This is a genomic window from Streptomyces sp. NPDC003691, from assembly GCF_053981115.1.
On sequence record NZ_JBSFNQ010000043.1, the window covers coordinates 40231 to 58226 of the forward strand.

The following is a 17996-nucleotide window of genomic DNA, read 5'->3' on the forward strand; positions in this document are numbered from 1 at the left end:
ACGGGGACCCCTCCCGGCCCTCTGTGCAGGTGCTCACAACGCCCGAAAACCGATTGCGCAATCGGGTCCGGTGGAGCGAACCTTGCACGGTTTGCACCACCCTCGACCTGTGCTGGGACATGATGCAGATCCATAATCTTCCCTACAGAGATCCCGGTAAACCCGATGTCCGTTCGGGTGCGCGATTTCTGGTCTGGCTCTTCCGGCACCAGCTCGGCGGTCAGGCCAGAGCCCTGGGCTGGGGACTGCTGAACCAGCTGGCCATCGCCGGTCTGGCGGTGGGCACCGGGATCGCCGTCCAGGCCGTGGTCGACCGGGACGGCAAGGGGCTGGCGCTCGCCGGGCTCCTCATCGCCGGGCTGGGTGTGGCGATCGCCCTGGGGGACGCGATGCTGCACCGGGCGACCGTGACCAACTGGATAACCGCCGCCGCCCGGGTGCAGCAGCTGCTGGCCCGCAAGACCGCCGACCTCGGCTCCGTACTGACCCGCAGGGTCGCGGCAGGCGAGGTCGTCGCCGTTTCCACGGGCGATGTGGAGAAGATCGGCTGGATCGTCGAGGCGGTATCGCGCTTCCTGGCCGCCGCGACGACGGTGCTCGTCGTCTGCGCGGCGCTGGTGATCTACCAGCCCGCTCTGGGTGTGGTGGTCGCCATCGGCTTCCCGGTCGTCGCCCTGGCGGTCCTTCCGCTGCTGCCGCACGCCTCGCACCGCGCCGACGTCCAGCGCGAGAAGGCCGGGTACGCGACCGAGCTGGCCGCCGACACGGTCGCCGGGCTGCGGGTGCTGCGCGGCATCGGCGGCGAGAAGCTGTTCCTCGACCGCTACCGGGCCGCCTCCCAGGAGGTGCGTCGGGCCGCCGTCAGGGCTGCCCGCACCTGGTCCGTGATCTCCGCGATACAGGTGCTGCTGCCGGGCGCGCTGATGCTGACGGTGGTGGCGTACGGGGCCAAGCTGGCCCTCGACGGACGGATCACGGTCGGCGAGCTGGTCACGGTCTACAGCGCCGTGCTGCTGGCCCAGCACCCGATGCGGAACGTCGAGGAGATCGCCCTGGCGTACTCGTACTCGAAGCCGTCCGCGAAGCGGGCCGCCCGGGTACTGGCGCTGGAGCGCACCACCACCACCACGGCCACCGGCCACGACCACGGTTCCCCGGCCGGCGACCTCTACGACCCCGTCACCGGGCTGCTGGCCCCCGAGGGCCTGCTGACCGCCGTGGTCTGCGGCGACCCCGACGCGGCCGGAGCGCTCGCCGAGCGGCTGGGCGGGCATCCGGCCGCCGACATCGTTTCCGCGGCGGACGACGGCGAGGACCCCGAAGGCCGCGAGAGCGGCAGGGCCGGCAAGGACAGCAAGGACGGCAGGGACACAGCGGCCGGCACACCGGCACCCGTCCCCTCCGTACTGCTGGGGAAGGTCCCGCTGGACGAGCTGCCGCTGGCGGCTGCCCGGACCGCCGTCCTGGTCCAGGACAAGGAGCCGGTGCTGCTCTCCGGCACCCTGCGGGAGCTGCTGGACGTGCCCTCGTCGGGCCGGGTCTCCGCAGCGGACGCGCTGGGCGCCGCCCAGTGTTCCGACGTCCTCGACGCCCTGTCCCGGGCCTCGTCCGGCGCAAACGGCTCCGGCGGTGCGGGGGATCCCATGGAGACCCCGATCACCGAGCGCGGCCGGTCGCTCTCCGGCGGCCAGCGCCAGCGCCTGGCGCTGGCCCGTTCGCTGGTGACCGACCCGGAGGTGCTGGTCCTCGACGAGCCCACCTCCGCCGTGGACTCCCACACCGAGGCACGGATCGCGGCCGGTATCCGGCAGCTGCGGGACGCGCGGACGACGGTGGTGCTCGCCTCGTCGCCGCTGCTGCTCGATCTGGCGGACCGGGTGGTCCTGGTGGACGGCGACACGGTCGCCGCCGTCGGCACCCACCGCGAACTGCTGCGCACCGAGCCCCGCTACCGGGCCGTCGTCACCCGCGAGCCGGAGTCCGGCACCGGAGTGACGGCCGGTGTCCCCGCCTGACCAGCGGGCCCGGCTTCCCTGCACACCACCAGACTTCAGGAGGAATGACCATGTTCCGGGTGACGCCGCCGGAGTACGACCCGGCGGCACCCGAGTCGGCGACAACGCTGCCAGTCGGCGGCGCGGCCACCGTACGGGCCTATGCGGGGGAACTGATACGGCGGCACCGCCGCTCCTTCACCGTGCTGATCACGGTCCAGGCGCTGGCGGTGATCGCCTCGATGGTGGGGCCGTATCTGCTGGGCTCGGTGGTGGAACGGCTCGAAGCGGGGGCGCGCGAACTGCCGCTGGGGCGCACCATCGCGCTCTTCACGGTCGCGCTGGTGCTCCAGGCGGTGTTCATCCGGCTGGTGGCGCTGCGCGGGGTGATGCTCGGTGAGGAGATGCTGGCCGATCTGCGGGAGGACTTCCTCGTACGGTCGGTCCGGCTGCCCCCGGGGGTGCTGGAGCGCGCCGGGACCGGCGATCTGCTCTCCCGGATCACCACCGATATCGACCGGCTCGCCAACGCCATGCGGGAGGCCGTGCCGCAGCTGGCGATCGGGATCGTGTGGGCGGGGCTGCTGATCGCGGGCCTCGCGGTCACGGCACCACCGCTGGCCCTGTCCGTGCTGGTGGCCGCGCCGCTGCTGATCGTCGCCTGCCGGTGGTACTTCCGCCGGGCGCCTTCGGCCTACCGCGCGGAGGCGGCCGGATACGCGGCGGTGGCCGGGGCGCTTGCGGAGACCGTCGACGCGGGGCGCACCGTCGAGTCCCACCGGCTGGGGCGGCGTCGGGTGGAGCTTTCGGACCGGCGGGTCAAGGAGTGGGCCGCCTGGGAGCGGTACACCCTGTATCTGCGGTCGGTGCTCTTCCCGGTGGTCAACACCACCCACACCGTGGTCCTCGTCTCGGTCCTGATGCTCGGCGGGGTCTTCGTACTGAAGGGCTGGCTGGACATCGGCCAGCTCACCACGGGCGCGCTGCTGGCGCAGATGCTGGTGGAGCCCGTCGGGATCATTCTGCGCTGGTACGACGAGCTCCAGGTGGCCCAGGTGTCGCTGGCCCGTCTGGTCGGGGTGCGGGAGATCGAGACCGACGCGGGCGACGACGCGCTGCGGCCCGAGGGGCGCGAGATGCGTGCCGACAAGGTCCGCTTCGGCTACCGCGAAGGGGTGGACGTCCTGCACGACGTCTCGCTCTCGGTACCGCCGGGCAGCCGGGTCGCGCTGGTCGGCCCGTCGGGGGCGGGGAAGTCGACACTGGGCCGGCTGCTCGCCGGGATCTACGGCCCCCGGTCGGGGCGGGTCGCACTCGGGGACGCGGAGCTGTCGCGGATGTCCGCCGAGCGGGTGCGGGAGCATGTGGCGCTGGTCAATCAGGAGCACCATGTCTTCGTCGGCTCGCTGCGCGACAACCTCCGGCTGGCCCGGAACTCGGCGGCGGACGACGAGCTGTGGAAGGCGCTCGCCGTCGTCGACGCCGACGGCTGGGCACGGGCGCTGACGGGCGGCCTGGACACCGAGGTCGGATCCGGCGGCCTGACGCTCACCCCCGCCCAGGCCCAGCAGATCGCGCTGGCCCGGCTGGTCCTGGCGGATCCGCACACACTGGTGCTCGACGAGGCGACGTCCCTGCTGGATCCGCGGGCCGCGCGGGAGCTGGAGCGTTCGCTGTCGCGGGTGCTGGAGGGACGTACCGTCGTGGCGATCGCCCACCGGCTGCACACCGCGCACGACGCGGATGTGATCGCGGTCGTGGAGGCGGGCCGGATCACCGAACTGGGCCACCACGACGAACTGGTCGCCGCCGGCGGGCCCTACTCGGCCCTGTGGCGTTCCTGGCACGGCTGACGGGCGCGCGCCGGTCCGGCGGATCCCCCGGCCGGGTCCGGCCGGGCCGGGACCGGTTCCAGGTCCCGGCCCGGTCCGGTCAGGTCGGTCGGTGGGTCGGTCGGTGGGTCGGAGTGTCGCGACCGTTGGACCGGCCGGCCGTCGACGGGCTACGCCCCCACCAGCTCCGCCTTGTTCATCGCCGATACGACGCGCTCCGGCGCCTCCTCGTCGCCCCCGGCTCCCGCGAGCTGGGCGGCCGCGCCGATCAGGAAGCCGCCGATCAGGATCGGAGCCACATCGGCGGACGCGGCGCGCGGCGCGGCCTCGGGAATGACGATCTTCGCGAGCTGTCCGGCACCGCCGCCCAGCAGGGCCGCGGCGGCGGTGAGGGCGAGCAGTACGGTGATCGGACGGCGACGGCGCATGGGCGCTCCCGGGTACGCGGGCCGCGGCGGCATCCGGGCCGGAGCGGCGTACGGCTGGGCCGCCCCGTCGGCGGCTGCATCGGACGGTAGGCCCGGGCGGCTCCGGTCCGCCACCCCCTGTGGGCGACTGTGCCGGTCCGGTGACGATCCGCTCCGTACGGAAACGAAGAACCGGCACGGAAACGAAGAACCGGCGCGGGAAACGGAGCACGGAGCCCGGGGGCGCCCGTCAGAACACGTTCAGCGCCGACGCGCCGCCCACTCCCCCGAGCAGCATGAACACCGGCATCAGCACCTTCAGCTCCACCCAGCTCCCGGCCCGGAAGCGCAGCGCCTTGGGCGGGCCGATGGGGTACCAGCGCCGGTTGCCGATGGGGATCGGCCAGAGTATCGGGCAGCCCGACACGGTCAGGGAGTCGCCGATGTCGTGGACGAGGGCGCCCAGCACGATGGGCAGCCCGAGCCAGAGGTACTCCTGGCCCGGGGCGGTGAACAGCCAGTCGGCGCCGTTCCCCGGTTTGTCGAGGACTCCGGCGAGAATCCAGGCGCTGGTGGCGCCGAGCAGCCAGACCAGGATGTCGCTGGAGACCCGCGCGGCCCGCCAGAGCAGGCCCTCGACCGCCAGCACCAGATGGACGAAGAGGATCGCGAGGACGGCCCAGCGGCCGCCGGTCACGGCCAGCGCGGATGCCCCGCCGCCGATCAGCACGGCCCATACCCAGGTGTGGGTCAGGGTGCGATGGCCGCCGGTCCGGCGCTTGTCACCGGGTTTCTTCGTCGCCTTGTAGACGGCGTAGGAGAGTTTGTCGACGATTTCGCAGAGCGCCTTGGAGACGGGGCCGAAGGCCCGGGAGATCGTCGCGGCCTTGTGGTCGAGATCGGGCGCCAGCGCGGCACCCGCGCAGATCAGCGCCCCGACGACGAGCACCGGCCACGGCATGGGGTGACCGGCCGCGGCGGTCGCCGCGCCCACCCCCAGCCAGGCCGCCGCTCCGGACAGTGAGTGCGCCGGTCCCATCATGTTCGTGTCCCCGCCCCTGGTCCTCCCCCGGTCCGGGTTCGCCGCCCGGGGACCGCGGACCGCAGTCGTCGTGTCTGTCGTCGTACAGCCGTGCCGCGCCGTGCCGCCTCTGCGCCGTCCCGCTCCCGGTCCGGGCCGGGCCGTACGGGCCTCCCCGCCCGCCGGCGGCGCCCCGTACCGCCGGGCCGTCCGCGCCCCGGCCGACAGCGCAGCTTACCGTCCGTGATCATGGGCGCGCCGCCCCGATCCCCGGTCCGGGGTGAAGCAACCGGCGCGCGCCAGGCAAGATGGGGGGCGTGACCCTTATCGATCAGTTGCCGCCGGACGCCGACCCCGATGCCCTCTTCGAGGCTTTTTCCTCCTGGGCGGAGGGCCGGGGCCTCTCGCTGTACCCGGCGCAGGAGGAGGCGCTGATCGAAGTGGTGTCGGGGGCGAACGTGATCCTCTCGACGCCCACCGGTTCGGGCAAGTCGATGGTGGCCGCGGGCGCCCACTTCACGGCGCTCGCCCGGGACGAGGTCACCTTCTACACCGCGCCCATCAAGGCGCTGGTGTCGGAGAAGTTCTTCGACCTCTGCAAGATCTTCGGCACCGAGAACGTCGGCATGCTGACCGGCGACGCCTCGGTGAACGCGGACGCTCCGGTGATCTGCTGCACCGCCGAGGTGCTGGCGTCCATCGCGCTGCGCGACGGCAAGGCCGCCGATATCGGCCAGGTCGTGATGGACGAGTTCCACTTCTATGCGGAGCCGGACCGGGGCTGGGCCTGGCAGATCCCGCTGCTGGAGCTGCCGCAGGCGCAGTTCGTGCTGATGTCGGCGACCCTCGGTGACGTCTCGCGCTTCGAGCAGGACCTGACCCGCCGCACCGGCCGCCCGACGGCCGTGGTCCGCTCCGCGACCCGCCCGGTTCCGCTGTCGTACGAGTACCGGCGCACGCCGATCACGGAGACGCTGACCGAGCTGCTCCAGACCCGCCAGGCGCCGGTGTACATCGTGCACTTCACCCAGGCGGCGGCGGTGGAGCGGGCGCAGTCGCTGATGAGCATCAATATGTGCTCGCGCGAGGAGAAGGAGCAGATCGCCGAGCTGATCGGCAACTTCCGCTTCACCACCAAGTTCGGCCGCAATCTCTCGCGGTACGTCCGGCACGGCATCGGGGTCCACCACGCGGGCATGCTGCCGAAGTACCGCAGGCTGGTGGAGAAGCTGGCGCAGGCGGGCCTGCTGAAGGTGATCTGCGGTACGGACACCCTCGGGGTGGGGGTGAACGTCCCGATCCGCACGGTGCTGTTCACCGCTCTGACGAAGTACGACGGCACCCGGGTCCGCACCCTGCGGGCGCGTGAGTTCCACCAGATCGCGGGCCGCGCCGGGCGGGCCGGTTTCGATACGGCGGGGCTGGTGGCCGCCCAGGCCCCCGAGCACGTCATCGAGAACGAGAAGGCGCTGTCGAAGGCCGGCGACGATCCCAAGAAGCGCCGCAAGGTCGTCCGCAAGAAGGCCCCGGAGGGCTTTGTCGCCTGGTCCGACGCGACCTTCGAGAAGCTGATCGAATCCGATCCCGAGCCGCTGACCTCCCGGTTCAATGTGACGCACACGATGCTGCTGTCGGTGATCGCCCGTCCGGGCAATGCCTTCGACGCGATGCGGCATCTGCTGGAGGACAACCACGAGCCGCGCCGCAATCAGCTGCGGCATATCCGCCGGGCCATCGCGATCTACCGTTCGCTGCTGGACGGCGGGGTGGTGGAGCGGCTTCCCGAGCCCGACGCGCAGGGCCGGATCGTCCGGCTGACCGTCGACCTCCAGCACGACTTCGCGCTCAACCAGCCGCTGTCGACCTTCGCGCTGGCCTCCTTCGAGCTGCTGGACCCGGAGTCGCCGTCGTACGCGCTGGACATGGTCTCGGTGGTGGAGTCGACGCTGGACGATCCGCGGCAGATTCTCGCGGCCCAGCAGAACAAGGCCCGCGGCGAGGCGGTGGCCGCCATGAAGGCGGACGGCGTCGAGTACGAGGAGCGGATGGAGCGGCTCCAGGAGGTGACGTACCCGAAGCCGCTGGAGGAGCTGCTGTGGCACGCGTACGACGTCTACCGGAAGAGCCACCCCTGGGTCGGTGACCACCCGGTCTCGCCGAAGTCCGTCATCCGCGACATGTACGAGCGGGCGCTGTCGTTCACCGAGTTCACCTCGTTCTACGAGCTGGCCCGGACCGAGGGCATCGTGCTGCGCTATCTGGCGAGCGCGTACAAGGCGCTGGAGCACACCATCCCCGACGATCTGAAGTCGGAGGACCTCCAGGACCTGATCGCCTGGCTGGGCGAGATGGTGCGCCAGGTGGACTCGTCGCTGCTGGACGAGTGGGAGCAGCTCGCCAATCCCGAGGTGGAGTCCGCCGAGGAGGCGCAGGAGAAGGCCGACCAGGTCAGGCCGGTCACGGCCAATGCCCGCGCCTTCCGGGTACTCGTCCGGAACGCGATGTTCCGGCGGGTGGAGCTGGCGGCCCTGGACAAGGTCCGCGAGCTGGGCGAGCTGGACGAGGAGTCCGGCTGGAACGCGGACGCCTGGGGCGAGGCGATGGACGCCTACTGGGACGAGTACGACGATCTGGGCACCGGCCCCGATGCCCGCGGCCCCAAGCTGCTGCTCATCGAGGAGGACGAGGCGCACGGTCTCTGGCGGGTGCGGCAGATCTTCGCCGACCCGAACGGCGACCACGACTGGGGGATCAGCGCGGAGGTCGATCTGACGGCCTCCGACGAAGAGGGCCGGGCGGTCGTCCGGGTCACGTCCGTGGGGCAGTTGTGAGCGGGCGTCCGGCGGGGTACCCGGTGCCGCGGCGATCGAGGGAAGTGCGATGACGAATCCGGTGGAGCGCCTGGTCGATCTGCTCGACCTGGAGCGGATCGAAGTGAACATCTTCCGCGGGCTCAGCCCCGACGAGTCGCTGCAGCGGGTCTTCGGCGGCCAGGTCGCGGGGCAGGCCCTGGTGGCGGCGGGCCGCACCACGGACGGCGAGCGCCCGGTGCACTCGCTGCACGCCTATTTCCTGCGCCCGGGCCGGCCCGGGGTGCCGATCGTCTACCAGGTGGAGCGGGTCAGGGACGGCCGCTCCTTCACCACACGCCGGGTGACGGCGGTGCAGGAGGGGCGGACGATCTTCAATCTGACGGCCTCCTTCCACCTCCCGGAGCCCGGCGGCATCGAGCACCAGCTGCCGCCGCGGGCCGATTTCCCGGATCCGGAGACGCTGCCGAAGGTGGCGGACGAGATCCGGGAGCATCTGGGCGCGCTGCCGGAGGCACTGGAGCGGATGGCCCGCCGCCAGCCGTTCGACATCCGCTACACGGAGAAGCTGCGGTGGACGCCGGCGGAGGTCAAGGAGAAGGAGTCCGACCCCCGCAGCGCGGTCTGGATGCGGGCGATGGGCCCGCTGGGCGACGATCCGCTGGTGCACACCTGCGCCCTGACGTACGCCAGCGATATGACCCTGCTGGACGCGGTCCGGATCCCCGTTGAGCCGCTCTGGGGGCGGCGGGGGTACGACATGGCGTCGCTGGACCACGCGATGTGGTTCCACCGGCCGTTCCGGGCGGACGAGTGGTTCCTGTACGACCAGGAGTCCCCGATCTCCACCGGCGGCCGGGGGCTGGCGCGGGGCCGGATCTACAACCGGGCGGGCGAACTGCTGGTGTCCGTGGTGCAGGAGGGTCTGTTCCGCCCGCTGGACGCTTCCTGAGGGCACGCCCCGGACCGGAGGCCGTGCCGTGCTGTACCGAGACGAGGAGTTGTGAGATGACGACGCTGTACGACATTCCCCTGCGGTCCCTGACCGGGGAGGACACCTCCCTGGACGCCTACCGGGGCTCGGTGGTGCTGGTGGTGAACGTTGCCTCGCGCTGCGGGCTGACTCCGCAGTACACCGGCCTCGAACGGCTCCAGAAGGAGTACGGGGAGCGCGGTTTCACCGTGGTCGGCGTGCCGTGCAACCAGTTCGGCGGGCAGGAGCCGGGCAGCGCCGAGGAGATCGGCACGTTCTGCTCGGCGACGTACGGGGTGACCTTCCCGATGCTGGCGAAGGCCGACGTCAACGGCGACGGGCGGCACCCCCTGTACACGGAGCTGACCCGGACCGCCGACGCGGAGGGCGCGGCCGGGGATGTGCAGTGGAACTTCGAGAAGTTCCTGATCGGCCCGGACGGTACGGTCGCGGGCCGGTTCCGGCCCCGTACCGAGCCGGACGCGCCGGAGCTGGTCGCGGCGATCGGGAAGCTGCTGCCCGCCTGACGGCGGCGCGGGGAGGGCCGTGCCCCGGAGTCCGGGGCACGGCCGTTCGGCGCGGGCGCGGGCCGGCGAGCACCGAGGGGTCCGGCGCGGACCCGCCGGAGGTGCCCGTGAGAGACCCGCGGCGCAAGGCCGTCAGCGGATCGGGACGCCGGAGAGGGTCCGGGCGATCACCAGCCGCTGGATTTCGCTGGTCCCCTCGAAGATGGTGTAGATCGCGGCGTCCCGGTGCATCCGCTCCACCGGGTACTCGCGGGTGAATCCGTTGCCGCCGAGTATCTGTACGGCCCGGGCGGTGACGTCCTTGGCGACCTCGCTGGCGAAGAGTTTGGACATCGACCCCTCGGCGGCCTCGAAGGGCCGGCCCGCGGCCGCCATCCAGGAGGCCCGCCAGACCAGCAGCCGGGCCGCGTCGATCCGGGTGCGCATATCGGCGAGCTGGAAGGCGACGCCCTGGTTGTCGATGACGGGCCGTCCGAACTGGGTGCGGGTACGGGCGTAGTCGAGGGCGACTTCGTACGCGGCGCGGGCGGTGCCGACCGCCATCGCCCCGACGGCGGGGCGGGACGCCTCGAAGGTCGCCATGGCGGCGTTGCCGCCCCGCTCCCCGGCGGTTCCGCCGCGCTTCCGTTCCCGGGCCCTGGCGAGCCGCTCGTCGAGCTTCTCCTTGCCGCCGAGGAGGCAGTCGCCGGGGATCCGGACACCGTCGAGGACGACCTCGGCGGTGTGCGAGGCCCGGATGCCGTGCTTCCGGAACTTCTGGCCCTGGCTGAGGCCCGGGGTGCCCGGCGGGACGATGAACGAGGCGTGCCCCCGGGTGCCCAGCTCCGGGTCGACGACGGCCACGACCACATGGACATGGGCGATGCCGCCGTTGGTGGCCCAGGTCTTGGTGCCGTCCAGCACCCATTCGTCCCTGGCCTCGTCGTACACCGCGCGGGTCCGCATGGCGCCGACATCGGATCCGGCGTCGGGTTCGGAGGAGCAGAAGGCCGCGACCCGCACCTCGTCCGGGTCCCCGTACATCTGGGGGATCCAGGTGCCGACCTGTTCGTCGGTGCCGTTGGCGAGGACACCGACGGCGGCGAGCCCGGTGCCGACGATGGAGAGGGCGATCCCGGCGTCGCCCCAGAACAGTTCCTCCATGGCGACCGGGATACCGAGGCCGGTGGGGTCGAAGTACTGCTGGGCGTAGAAGTCCAGGGAGTAGATGCCGATCTTGGCGGCCTCCTGGATGACGGGCCAGGGCGTCTCCTCGCGTTCGTCCCACTCGGCGGCGGCCGGGCGCATCACATCCGCGGCGAAGCCGTGCAGCCAGTCCCGCACCTGCTTCTGCTCGTCGTTCAGCTCGAACCCGAACGTCGCCATATCGCCTCCAGCGCAGCCGTCACCAGCGCGAGTTACTCGCGGTAACGAGAGTCTGTTACCGGGTGGTAGAGCCTGTCAACAGATCCGGTGCCCGGCCGGCCGCACAGCGGAGGGTGTTAGTTTGCGCAGGCGTCAGGCATATCGCACGGGCGGGGAGAACGACCTATGGAGACCACACGGCAGCCGGCCGACCAGGACCGGTCGGCCCAGCAGCGCCGCCGCGAACTGCTGGAGGCGGCGGACCGCGTGGTGCTGCGGGACGGCCCCGGCGCGTCCATGAACGCCATCGCCGCCGAGGCCGGCATCACCAAGCCGATCCTCTACCGGCACTTCGGCGACAAGGGCGGCCTCTACCGGGCGCTGGCCAAACGGCACACCGACGCCCTGCTGGACTCGCTGCGCGCCGCTCTCGACGCTCCCGCCGACCGGCGGCGGCGGGTGGCGGCCACTCTCGACACCTATCTCGCCGCCATCGAGGCACGCCCCCAGGTGTACCGCTTCCTGATGCACCCGGCGGAGGTCCCCGCGGCAGCGCCGGCCGCGGGCACTGCCCCGGGTACCGCCGACCCGGAGCCCCGGCCGGAGTCCGGCTTCGACGTCGGCCGGCACTCCGCGCCCCTGCTGCGCCGCCTCGGTGAAGAACTGGCCCAGGTCATCGGGGAGCGGGTGGACCTCGGGCCGGACGGGGCCCGGCGGGCCCGGGTCTGGGGCCACGGCATCGTCGGCATGATGCACGCGGCCGGCGACTGGTGGCTCGGCGAGCGTCCGTGCTCCCGGGCCGAGCTGGTCGCCGACCTCACCGACCTGCTGTGGGGACGGCTCTCCTCGGTCGCCGACCGGGACGGCAGCCCCGGCTTCTGAGCGGCCCGCCGCACCCGGTCGGACGGCGTACGGGGGCCTACGCCCAGGGAGCCCGCGCGACCGCGCGCAGCAGCCTGGTACGGCGCAGACCGGTGAGCCGGTCCGCGTACACCACCCCGTCGAGATGGTCCGTCTCGTGCTGGAGGCAGCGGGCGAAGAACCCGGTGCCCTCGACCCGCACCGGCACTCCGGCGACCGTGAAGCCCTCGACGACCGCCCGGTCGTACCGCGGCGTACCCGCTTCCAGACCGGGCAGCGAGAGACAGCCCTCGGGCCCGCGCAGCTCCAGCCCGTCGGCCTCGACCAGGCGGGGATTGACCAGATGCCCGAGGTGGCGGACGTCCTCGTCGTCCGGGCAGTCGTAGACGAACACCCGGAGCCCCACGCCCACCTGATTGGCCGCCAGGCCCACACCGCGGGCCGCGTACATCGTCGCGAACAGGTCCTCGACGAGCCGGTGCAGCTCCGGTCCGAAGTCGGTGACGGTCTCGCAGGGGGCGTGCAGTACGGGATCGCGGAACAGGCTCACTGGCCGTACGCGTCCGGAACTGCCGGGGATCGGCCGGTTTCGCATGGGCGCAAGGGTACGTTCCGGCCGCCCCGGTCCGCGTGGCGCGGTGCCGCGGTAGGGCTGCCGGTCCGGACCTGGATAGGCTGGGGTCGACCGATGCAAGGAGGATCAAGGACCATGGCAGGCACATCGGAGCCACTGACGCCCCGCGCCAAGATCGCCGTGACGGCCGGCAAGGCCGCGGCAGCGGTGTCGCGCGCGGCCGGACGCGGCAGCGGTTCGGTGATCGGCGGCCGGGTCGCGCTCAAACTCGACCCCGATCTGCTGGGGCGGCTGGCGCAGCACCTGGACGTCGTCCTCGTGTCGGCCACGAACGGCAAGACGACGACCACCCGGCTGATCGCGGAGGCCCTGCGGGCCGCCGGGCCGGTGGTCTCCAACGCGCTGGGCGCGAACATGCCCGCGGGCATCACCTCCGCACTCGCGGGCGGCTCGGACGCCAAGTTCGGCGTCATCGAGGTGGACGAGAAGTATCTGGCGGGTGTGGCACGCGATGTGACGCCGAAGGCCATCGCCCTGCTCAACCTCTCCCGGGACCAGCTGGACCGGGCCGCCGAGACCCGGATGCTGGCGGAGAAGTGGCGCGAGGGCCTCGCGGGCACCAAGGCCGTCGTCATCGCCAACGCGGACGATCCGCTGGTGGTGTGGGCCGCGTCCTCCTCGCCTCATGTGGTGTGGGTGGCCGCCGGACAGGAGTGGAAGGACGACGCCTGGTCGTGCCCCGCCTGCGGCGGTGTGATGCAGCGCCCGGGCGACGACTGGTTCTGCGGCGAATGCGGCTTCCGGCGTCCCGCGCCGAGCTGGGTGCTCCACGGCGACCACGTACTCGACCCGCACGGTTCGGCCTGGCCGATCCACCTCCAGCTGCCGGGCCGCGCCAACAAGGCGAACGCGGCGACCTCGGCGGCCGTCGCGGCCTGCTTCGGGGTGCCCCCGCAGGTGGCCCTGGAACGGATGTATCAGGTCCAGGCGGTGGCCGGCCGTTACGACGTGGTGAACTTCCAGAACCGTGAGCTGCGGCTGCTGCTGGCGAAGAACCCCGCCGGATGGCTGGAGACCTTCTCGCTGATCGACCCGCCGCCGACCCCGGTGATCCTCTCGGTGAACGCGCGCGGCGCCGACGGTACGGACACGTCCTGGCTGTGGGACGTCGACTACACCCGGCTCGCCGGGCATCCGATCATGGTGATCGGCGACCGCCGGCTGGACCTGGCCGTCCGGCTGGAGGTCGCGGGCCTGGACTTCCGGGTCTGCGACACCGTCGACGACGCCGTCGCCATGGCGCCGCCCGGCCGGATCGAGCTGATCGCGAACTACACCGCGTTCCAGGACGTCCGCCGCCGCGTGGGCAACTGACCGCAGGACCTCCGGAGAACCGAGAAAGGCTACATCCAGCATGGCCGACAACAGCCTGCGTCTGGTCTGGGTCTACCCCGACCTGCTGTCCACCTACGGCGACCAGGGCAACGCCCTGGTCGTGGAGCGGCGGGCCCGGCAGCGCGGCCTCGACGTCCAGCGGGTCGACGTCCGCAGCGACCAGCCGATCCCCACGTCCGGCGACATCTATCTGATCGGCGGCGGCGAGGACCGCCCGCAGCGGCTGGCCGCCGAGCGGCTGCGCCGCGACGGCGGGCTGAACCGGGCCGCCGAGAACGGCGCGATCATCTTCTCGGTCTGCGCGGGCTACCAGATCCTCGGGCACGAGTTCATCAACGACCTCGGCCAGCGGGAGCCGGGCCTCGGGCTGATCGATGTGATCTCGACCCGTGGCGAGGGCGATCGCTGCGTGGGCGACGTCCTCGCGGACATCGACCCCCGGCTCGGGCTGCCGCAGCTCACGGGATTCGAGAACCACCAGGGCATCACCCACCTCGGCCCGACCGCGCGGCCGTTCGCCCGGACCGTACTGGGCCGTGGCAACGGCACCGGCGACGGTACGGAGGGCGCGTACAACGACACCGTGTTCGGTACGTACATGCACGGCCCGGTGATGGCGCGCAATCCGCAGATCGCCGATCTGCTGCTGAAGCTGGCGCTGGACGTGAACGCGCTGCCGCCGGTGGACGACCGCTGGTACGAGGCGCTGCGCAACGAGCGGATCACCACGGCCACCCAGCCCGCCTGACCGCACCCGCACCCTGCGGACCGGGCCGGAGCAGGGTGCCGGAACCGGTCACCGATTCACTGGCGCCGGTCGCCGGTCGCGACACCGTAGCCGCCGGGCTCCGGGCCTTGTGCCCGGAGCCCGGCGGAACGTTCTTCCGGGCCCGGCGGGGAAGGCCGGGGCGGGCGCGGGCCCGGTCCGGGTAGGTCACGGACCGGGTGCGGCGGCCCCGCTCCGCACCCCGCCGCGGGCACCGGCGTCCCAGCAGGCGGACGCCCCATTCGGCCCGCGCCCCCGCGCGCCGGTAGGGTGAGAGAGATCCAGCCGGACGACGTGGTCCGGGAGTCGGCCCACGTTGCAAAGGTAATTCGGGCAATGCGCATTGGTGTGCTCACTTCCGGAGGCGACTGCCCCGGTCTGAACGCCGTCATCCGGTCCGTCGTGCACCGCGCGGTCGTCGACCACGGCGACGAGGTCATCGGCTTCCACGACGGCTGGAAGGGCCTGCTGGAATGCGATTACCGCAAGCTCGACCTGGACGCGGTGGGCGGCATCCTCGCCCGCGGCGGCACCATCCTGGGCTCCTCCCGGGTCCGGCCGGAGCATCTGCGGGACGGCGTCGAGCGGGCCAAGGGCCACTGCGCCGACCTGGGGCTCGACGCGGTGATCCCGATCGGCGGCGAGGGCACCCTCAAGGCCGCCCATCTGCTCTCCGAGGGCGGGCTGCCGATCGTCGGCGTCCCGAAGACCATCGACAACGACATCGCCGCGACCGATGTGACCTTCGGTTTCGACACCGCCGTCGGCGTGGCGACCGAGGCCTTGGACCGGCTCAAGACCACCGCCGAATCCCATCAGCGGGTACTGATCGTCGAGGTCATGGGCCGCCACACCGGCTGGATCGCCCTGCACTCCGGAATGGCCGCGGGTGCCCATGCGATCGTCGTCCCGGAGCGGCCGTTCGACATCGAGGAGCTGACCAAGCGGGTCGGCGCCCGGTTCGAGGCGGGCAAGCGGTTCGCGATCGTCGTGGTCGCGGAGGGCGCGAAGCCCCGTGAGGGCACCATGGCCTGGGACGAGGGCGGCAAGGACGTCTACGGCCACGAGCGGTTCGCCGGAGTCGCCCGGCAGCTCTCCAACGAGCTGGAACTGCGCCTGGGCAAGGAGGCGCGTCCGGTGATCCTCGGCCATGTGCAGCGCGGCGGTACGCCGACCGCGTACGACCGGGTCCTGGCGACCCGGTTCGGCTGGCACGCGGTGGAGGCGGCGCACCGGGGCGAGTTCGGCATGATGACGGCGCTGCGCGGCACGGACATCACGCTGGTACCGCTGGGCCGGGCCGTGGAGACGCTCAAGACCGTCCCGGACGCCCGCTACGACGAGGCGGAGTGCGTGCTCTAGTCCGTTCCCGCTCGATTCCCCGCGATTCACGCGATTCCGCGCGTTTTCGTACGGTGAACCGCCCCCGGCCGAAACCTCGGCCGGGGGCGGTTCTACTCTGGTTCGGCACAGCACGACCAGCAGAATCAGGAGCCGTCGGATGGATCACAGCGAACACGGCACGTCGATGGACCTGCCGCCGTTCACGCTGGAGCGGGGGCTGGAACTCTCCCCCGACCCGTTCTTCCTGATCGGCTCGCTGGTGGCGCTCGCGCTCTACGGCTGGGGAGTGACCCGGCTGGTCCGGCGGGGCGACTCCTGGCCCGTGGGCCGTACGGTCTTCTTCGTCGTCGGTGTGCTGACCGTGCTGCTGGCGATGTGCACCAAGCTGAACGACTACGGCATGGTCATGTTCAGCGTGCATATGGTCCAGCACATGATCATCAGCATGGTCTCGCCGATCCTGCTGCTGCTCGGCGCTCCCGTGACGCTGGCCCTGCGGGCGCTGCCGGTGGCGGGCCGGGGCCGGAAGGGCCCCCGGGAGCTGCTGCTGATGCTGCTGCACAGCCGGTACATGCGGATCATCACGCACCCCGCCTTCACGATCCCGCTGTTCATCGCGAGCCTCTACGGGCTCTACTTCACCCCGCTCTTCGACTATCTGATGAGCTCGCAGCCGGGCCATATCGCGATGATGATCCACTTCCTCGCGGTCGGCCTGGTCTTCTTCTGGCCGATCATGGGCGTGGACCCGGGTCCGCACCGGCCGGGCTATGTGATGCGGATGCTGGAACTGTTCGCGGGCATGCCGTTCCACGCCTTCTTCGGTATCGCGCTGATGATGGCCAGCACGCCGATGGTGGGGACGTACGACAGCCCTCCGGCGTCGCTCGGTATCGACGCCCTCTCCGACCAGCACGCGGCCGGCGGTATCGCCTGGGCGTTCAGCGAGATCCCCTCGGTGCTGGTGCTGATCGCGCTGGTCTTCCAGTGGTACCGCTCGGACCAGCGGCAGGCCCGCCGCAAGGACCGGGCCGCGGACCGGGACGGCGACAAGGAGCTGGCGGCGTACAACGCCTATCTGGCCCGGCTGCACGGACGCGGCGGCGGCAGCGCGGCCGCGTCGGGCGCGGGCGCCGGGGCGGGCCGGAAGGCCCCGGCCGGCGAGGGCGAGGCCGCACCGACCGCGGCGGGCGCCGCGGCGAGCACAGGTGCCGGTACGGGTACGGGCGCGGGTACGGCCGAAGCCTCCGGAACCGGACCTGCCGCGGCCGGCCGGTAGCGCCCGGCCCCCCTCCCGGGTGACGATGGCGGTGGCCGCGTTCGTCGTCCGAGGAGGGCGCTCATGCCCGGATCCACGAGAACGATGGGTGTCATCACCGTCGCAGCACTGGTGGCGGTGACCGCTTATACGGTGGCGCTCGGCAGCAACGGCTGGCTCTGGTTCGGCTGGGTGGTGCTGGGGCTGCTGACCGTGGGAATGATCGCCGCCCGGAACTGACCGGACGCACCCTCCGGCAGCCTGCGTGCGGCCCCCACGGGCGGCAGAGTGGCCCGGGGGTCGTCGTCCCGGCGGGCCCGCCCGCGGCGGTCCACGGTACGGGTGAACCAGATGACCTTGCCGTCGTCCGTACCGCAGGTGCCCCAGCTGTCGCTGAGCCTGCCGACGGTGGCGAGGCCGCCGCGGGCCGGGCTGGAGCTGGTCAGCCGGGGCATCCGGGGGTCGCGGTCGGCGACGGACGCGCTCAGTCGCCGCCCGCACCAGCGCAGCTCGACCACGCAGGTCGGATCGCCGGGAACGTGCTGGACGACATTGGCTATCAGCTCGGCCACGGCCCGGCAGACCGGGCCGATATGGGATTCGAGGTCCCAGTGCCGCAGATGGGCCGCGAGGATCCGCCGGATCTGCGGGATCCGCTCCCGGGTCGCCCGCACCTCCATGCGGTAACGGCATTCCGGCTGACCGTGACCGTGCATGACCATGCTCCTCACCGCGCCGGTCCGGAGCCTCCCGGCCGTCGGAACCCCGAGAGTGACGGAGAGTGCCCGACCGGCGCTTCCGGGTCACGGTCCAGGGTGACCCCGGGAGCCCGGGCCCGCAACAGCGGACACGGCGGCGGTACGGAGGGGAGTGTCCGTACCGGAACCGCG

At 72.1% G+C, this 17996-nt stretch carries 14 protein-coding genes and 1 pseudogene; 10 read left to right on the forward strand and 5 right to left on the reverse strand.

What is annotated here, in order from left to right; genetic code table 11:
* The first annotated feature begins 122 nt into the window (after positions 1-122).
* Positions 123-2015, forward strand: a complete 1893-nt coding sequence (locus ACWDR0_RS20695; protein ID WP_456353197.1) for an ABC transporter transmembrane domain-containing protein — start codon at positions 123-125, stop codon at positions 2013-2015.
* Between the two features lie 50 nt (positions 2016-2065).
* Positions 2066-3847, forward strand: a complete 1782-nt coding sequence (locus ACWDR0_RS20700; protein WP_456353198.1) for an ABC transporter ATP-binding protein — start codon at positions 2066-2068, stop codon at positions 3845-3847.
* Between the two features lie 149 nt (positions 3848-3996).
* Here ACWDR0_RS20700 and ACWDR0_RS20705 read toward each other — a convergent pair whose 3' ends face one another.
* The gene (locus tag ACWDR0_RS20705; protein WP_456353171.1) at positions 3997-4254 is read right to left on the reverse strand and encodes a hypothetical protein; all 258 of its coding nucleotides are present in this window, start codon (positions 4252-4254) and stop codon (positions 3997-3999) included.
* A 229-nt stretch (positions 4255-4483) separates the two neighbouring features.
* Positions 4484-5275 carry a metal-dependent hydrolase gene (locus ACWDR0_RS20710; RefSeq protein WP_456353172.1) on the reverse strand — a complete coding sequence of 264 codons (792 nt, stop codon included), beginning with the start codon at positions 5273-5275 and terminating at the stop codon, positions 4484-4486.
* Positions 5276-5571: 296 nt separating this feature from the next.
* Between ACWDR0_RS20710 and ACWDR0_RS20715 the strand changes: the two genes are divergently transcribed.
* The 3 genes from ACWDR0_RS20715 to ACWDR0_RS20725 are packed head-to-tail and all read left to right on the forward strand — an operon-like array spanning position 5572 to position 9564.
* A complete protein-coding gene (locus ACWDR0_RS20715) occupies positions 5572-8085 on the forward strand; it encodes a DEAD/DEAH box helicase (protein WP_456353173.1) in 2514 nt (837 codons plus the stop codon).
* A 49-nt stretch (positions 8086-8134) separates the two neighbouring features.
* Positions 8135-9016: an acyl-CoA thioesterase gene (locus ACWDR0_RS20720; RefSeq protein WP_456353174.1), complete on the forward strand. Its 882-nt coding sequence runs from the start codon at positions 8135-8137 to the stop codon at positions 9014-9016.
* Positions 9017-9072: 56 nt separating this feature from the next.
* A complete protein-coding gene (locus ACWDR0_RS20725; protein WP_456353175.1) occupies positions 9073-9564 on the forward strand; it encodes a glutathione peroxidase in 492 nt (163 codons plus the stop codon).
* Between the two features lie 132 nt (positions 9565-9696).
* On the opposite strand, the gene ACWDR0_RS20730 is transcribed toward ACWDR0_RS20725, so the two are convergent.
* Positions 9697-10929 (reverse strand): acyl-CoA dehydrogenase family protein, encoded by a 1233-nt coding sequence (locus ACWDR0_RS20730; protein ID WP_456353176.1) that lies wholly within the window; start codon positions 10927-10929, stop codon positions 9697-9699.
* A gap of 165 nt (positions 10930-11094) precedes the next feature.
* Here ACWDR0_RS20730 and ACWDR0_RS20735 point away from each other — a divergent pair, with 165 nt between their 5' ends.
* Entirely contained in the window at positions 11095-11790 is a 696-nt protein-coding gene (locus ACWDR0_RS20735; RefSeq protein ID WP_456353177.1) for a TetR family transcriptional regulator, read from the forward strand.
* A 37-nt stretch (positions 11791-11827) separates the two neighbouring features.
* Here ACWDR0_RS20735 and def read toward each other — a convergent pair whose 3' ends face one another.
* The gene (def, locus tag ACWDR0_RS20740; protein ID WP_456353178.1) at positions 11828-12364 is read right to left on the reverse strand and encodes a peptide deformylase; all 537 of its coding nucleotides are present in this window, start codon (positions 12362-12364) and stop codon (positions 11828-11830) included.
* A 114-nt stretch (positions 12365-12478) separates the two neighbouring features.
* Here def and ACWDR0_RS20745 point away from each other — a divergent pair, with 114 nt between their 5' ends.
* The 4 genes from ACWDR0_RS20745 to ACWDR0_RS20760 all read left to right on the forward strand — a co-directional run bounded on the left by ACWDR0_RS20745 (position 12479) and on the right by ACWDR0_RS20760 (position 17127).
* Positions 12479-13717: a MurT ligase domain-containing protein gene (locus tag ACWDR0_RS20745; protein ID WP_456353179.1), complete on the forward strand. Its 1239-nt coding sequence runs from the start codon at positions 12479-12481 to the stop codon at positions 13715-13717.
* A gap of 40 nt (positions 13718-13757) precedes the next feature.
* The gene (locus ACWDR0_RS20750) at positions 13758-14486 is read left to right on the forward strand and encodes a type 1 glutamine amidotransferase (RefSeq protein WP_456353180.1); all 729 of its coding nucleotides are present in this window, start codon (positions 13758-13760) and stop codon (positions 14484-14486) included.
* Positions 14487-14840: 354 nt separating this feature from the next.
* On the forward strand, positions 14841-15866 hold the full coding sequence (locus ACWDR0_RS20755) for a 6-phosphofructokinase (protein WP_456353181.1): 1026 nt from the start codon (positions 14841-14843) through the stop codon (positions 15864-15866).
* Positions 15867-16005: 139 nt separating this feature from the next.
* A complete protein-coding gene (locus ACWDR0_RS20760) occupies positions 16006-17127 on the forward strand; it encodes a cytochrome c oxidase assembly protein (RefSeq protein WP_456353182.1) in 1122 nt (373 codons plus the stop codon).
* A 419-nt stretch (positions 17128-17546) separates the two neighbouring features.
* Here ACWDR0_RS20760 and ACWDR0_RS20765 read toward each other — a convergent pair.
* Positions 17547-17828 (reverse strand): annotated as a pseudogene (locus ACWDR0_RS20765) (ATP-binding protein); the annotation flags it as partial.
* Positions 17829-17996: the final 168 nt, after the last annotated feature.

What these genes read in the sequence shown, in the direction of transcription:
- ACWDR0_RS20695 (WP_456353197.1), top strand. Translation starts at nt 123, where the DNA reads ATGCAGATCCATAATCTTCCCTACAGAGATCCCGGTAAACCCGATGTC.
- ACWDR0_RS20700 (WP_456353198.1), top strand. Translation starts at nt 2,066, where the DNA reads ATGTTCCGGGTGACGCCGCCGGAGTACGACCCGGCGGCACCCGAGTCG.
- ACWDR0_RS20705 (WP_456353171.1), bottom strand. Translation starts at nt 4,254, where the DNA reads ATGCGCCGTCGCCGTCCGATCACCGTACTGCTCGCCCTCACCGCCGCC.
- ACWDR0_RS20710 (WP_456353172.1), bottom strand. Translation starts at nt 5,275, where the DNA reads ATGATGGGACCGGCGCACTCACTGTCCGGAGCGGCGGCCTGGCTGGGG.
- ACWDR0_RS20720 (WP_456353174.1), top strand. Translation starts at nt 8,135, where the DNA reads ATGACGAATCCGGTGGAGCGCCTGGTCGATCTGCTCGACCTGGAGCGG.
- ACWDR0_RS20725 (WP_456353175.1), top strand. Translation starts at nt 9,073, where the DNA reads ATGACGACGCTGTACGACATTCCCCTGCGGTCCCTGACCGGGGAGGAC.
- ACWDR0_RS20730 (WP_456353176.1), bottom strand. Translation starts at nt 10,929, where the DNA reads ATGGCGACGTTCGGGTTCGAGCTGAACGACGAGCAGAAGCAGGTGCGG.
- ACWDR0_RS20735 (WP_456353177.1), top strand. Translation starts at nt 11,095, where the DNA reads ATGGAGACCACACGGCAGCCGGCCGACCAGGACCGGTCGGCCCAGCAG.
- def (WP_456353178.1), bottom strand. Translation starts at nt 12,364, where the DNA reads ATGCGAAACCGGCCGATCCCCGGCAGTTCCGGACGCGTACGGCCAGTG.
- ACWDR0_RS20745 (WP_456353179.1), top strand. Translation starts at nt 12,479, where the DNA reads ATGGCAGGCACATCGGAGCCACTGACGCCCCGCGCCAAGATCGCCGTG.
- ACWDR0_RS20750 (WP_456353180.1), top strand. Translation starts at nt 13,758, where the DNA reads ATGGCCGACAACAGCCTGCGTCTGGTCTGGGTCTACCCCGACCTGCTG.
- ACWDR0_RS20755 (WP_456353181.1), top strand. Translation starts at nt 14,841, where the DNA reads ATGCGCATTGGTGTGCTCACTTCCGGAGGCGACTGCCCCGGTCTGAAC.
- ACWDR0_RS20760 (WP_456353182.1), top strand. Translation starts at nt 16,006, where the DNA reads ATGGATCACAGCGAACACGGCACGTCGATGGACCTGCCGCCGTTCACG.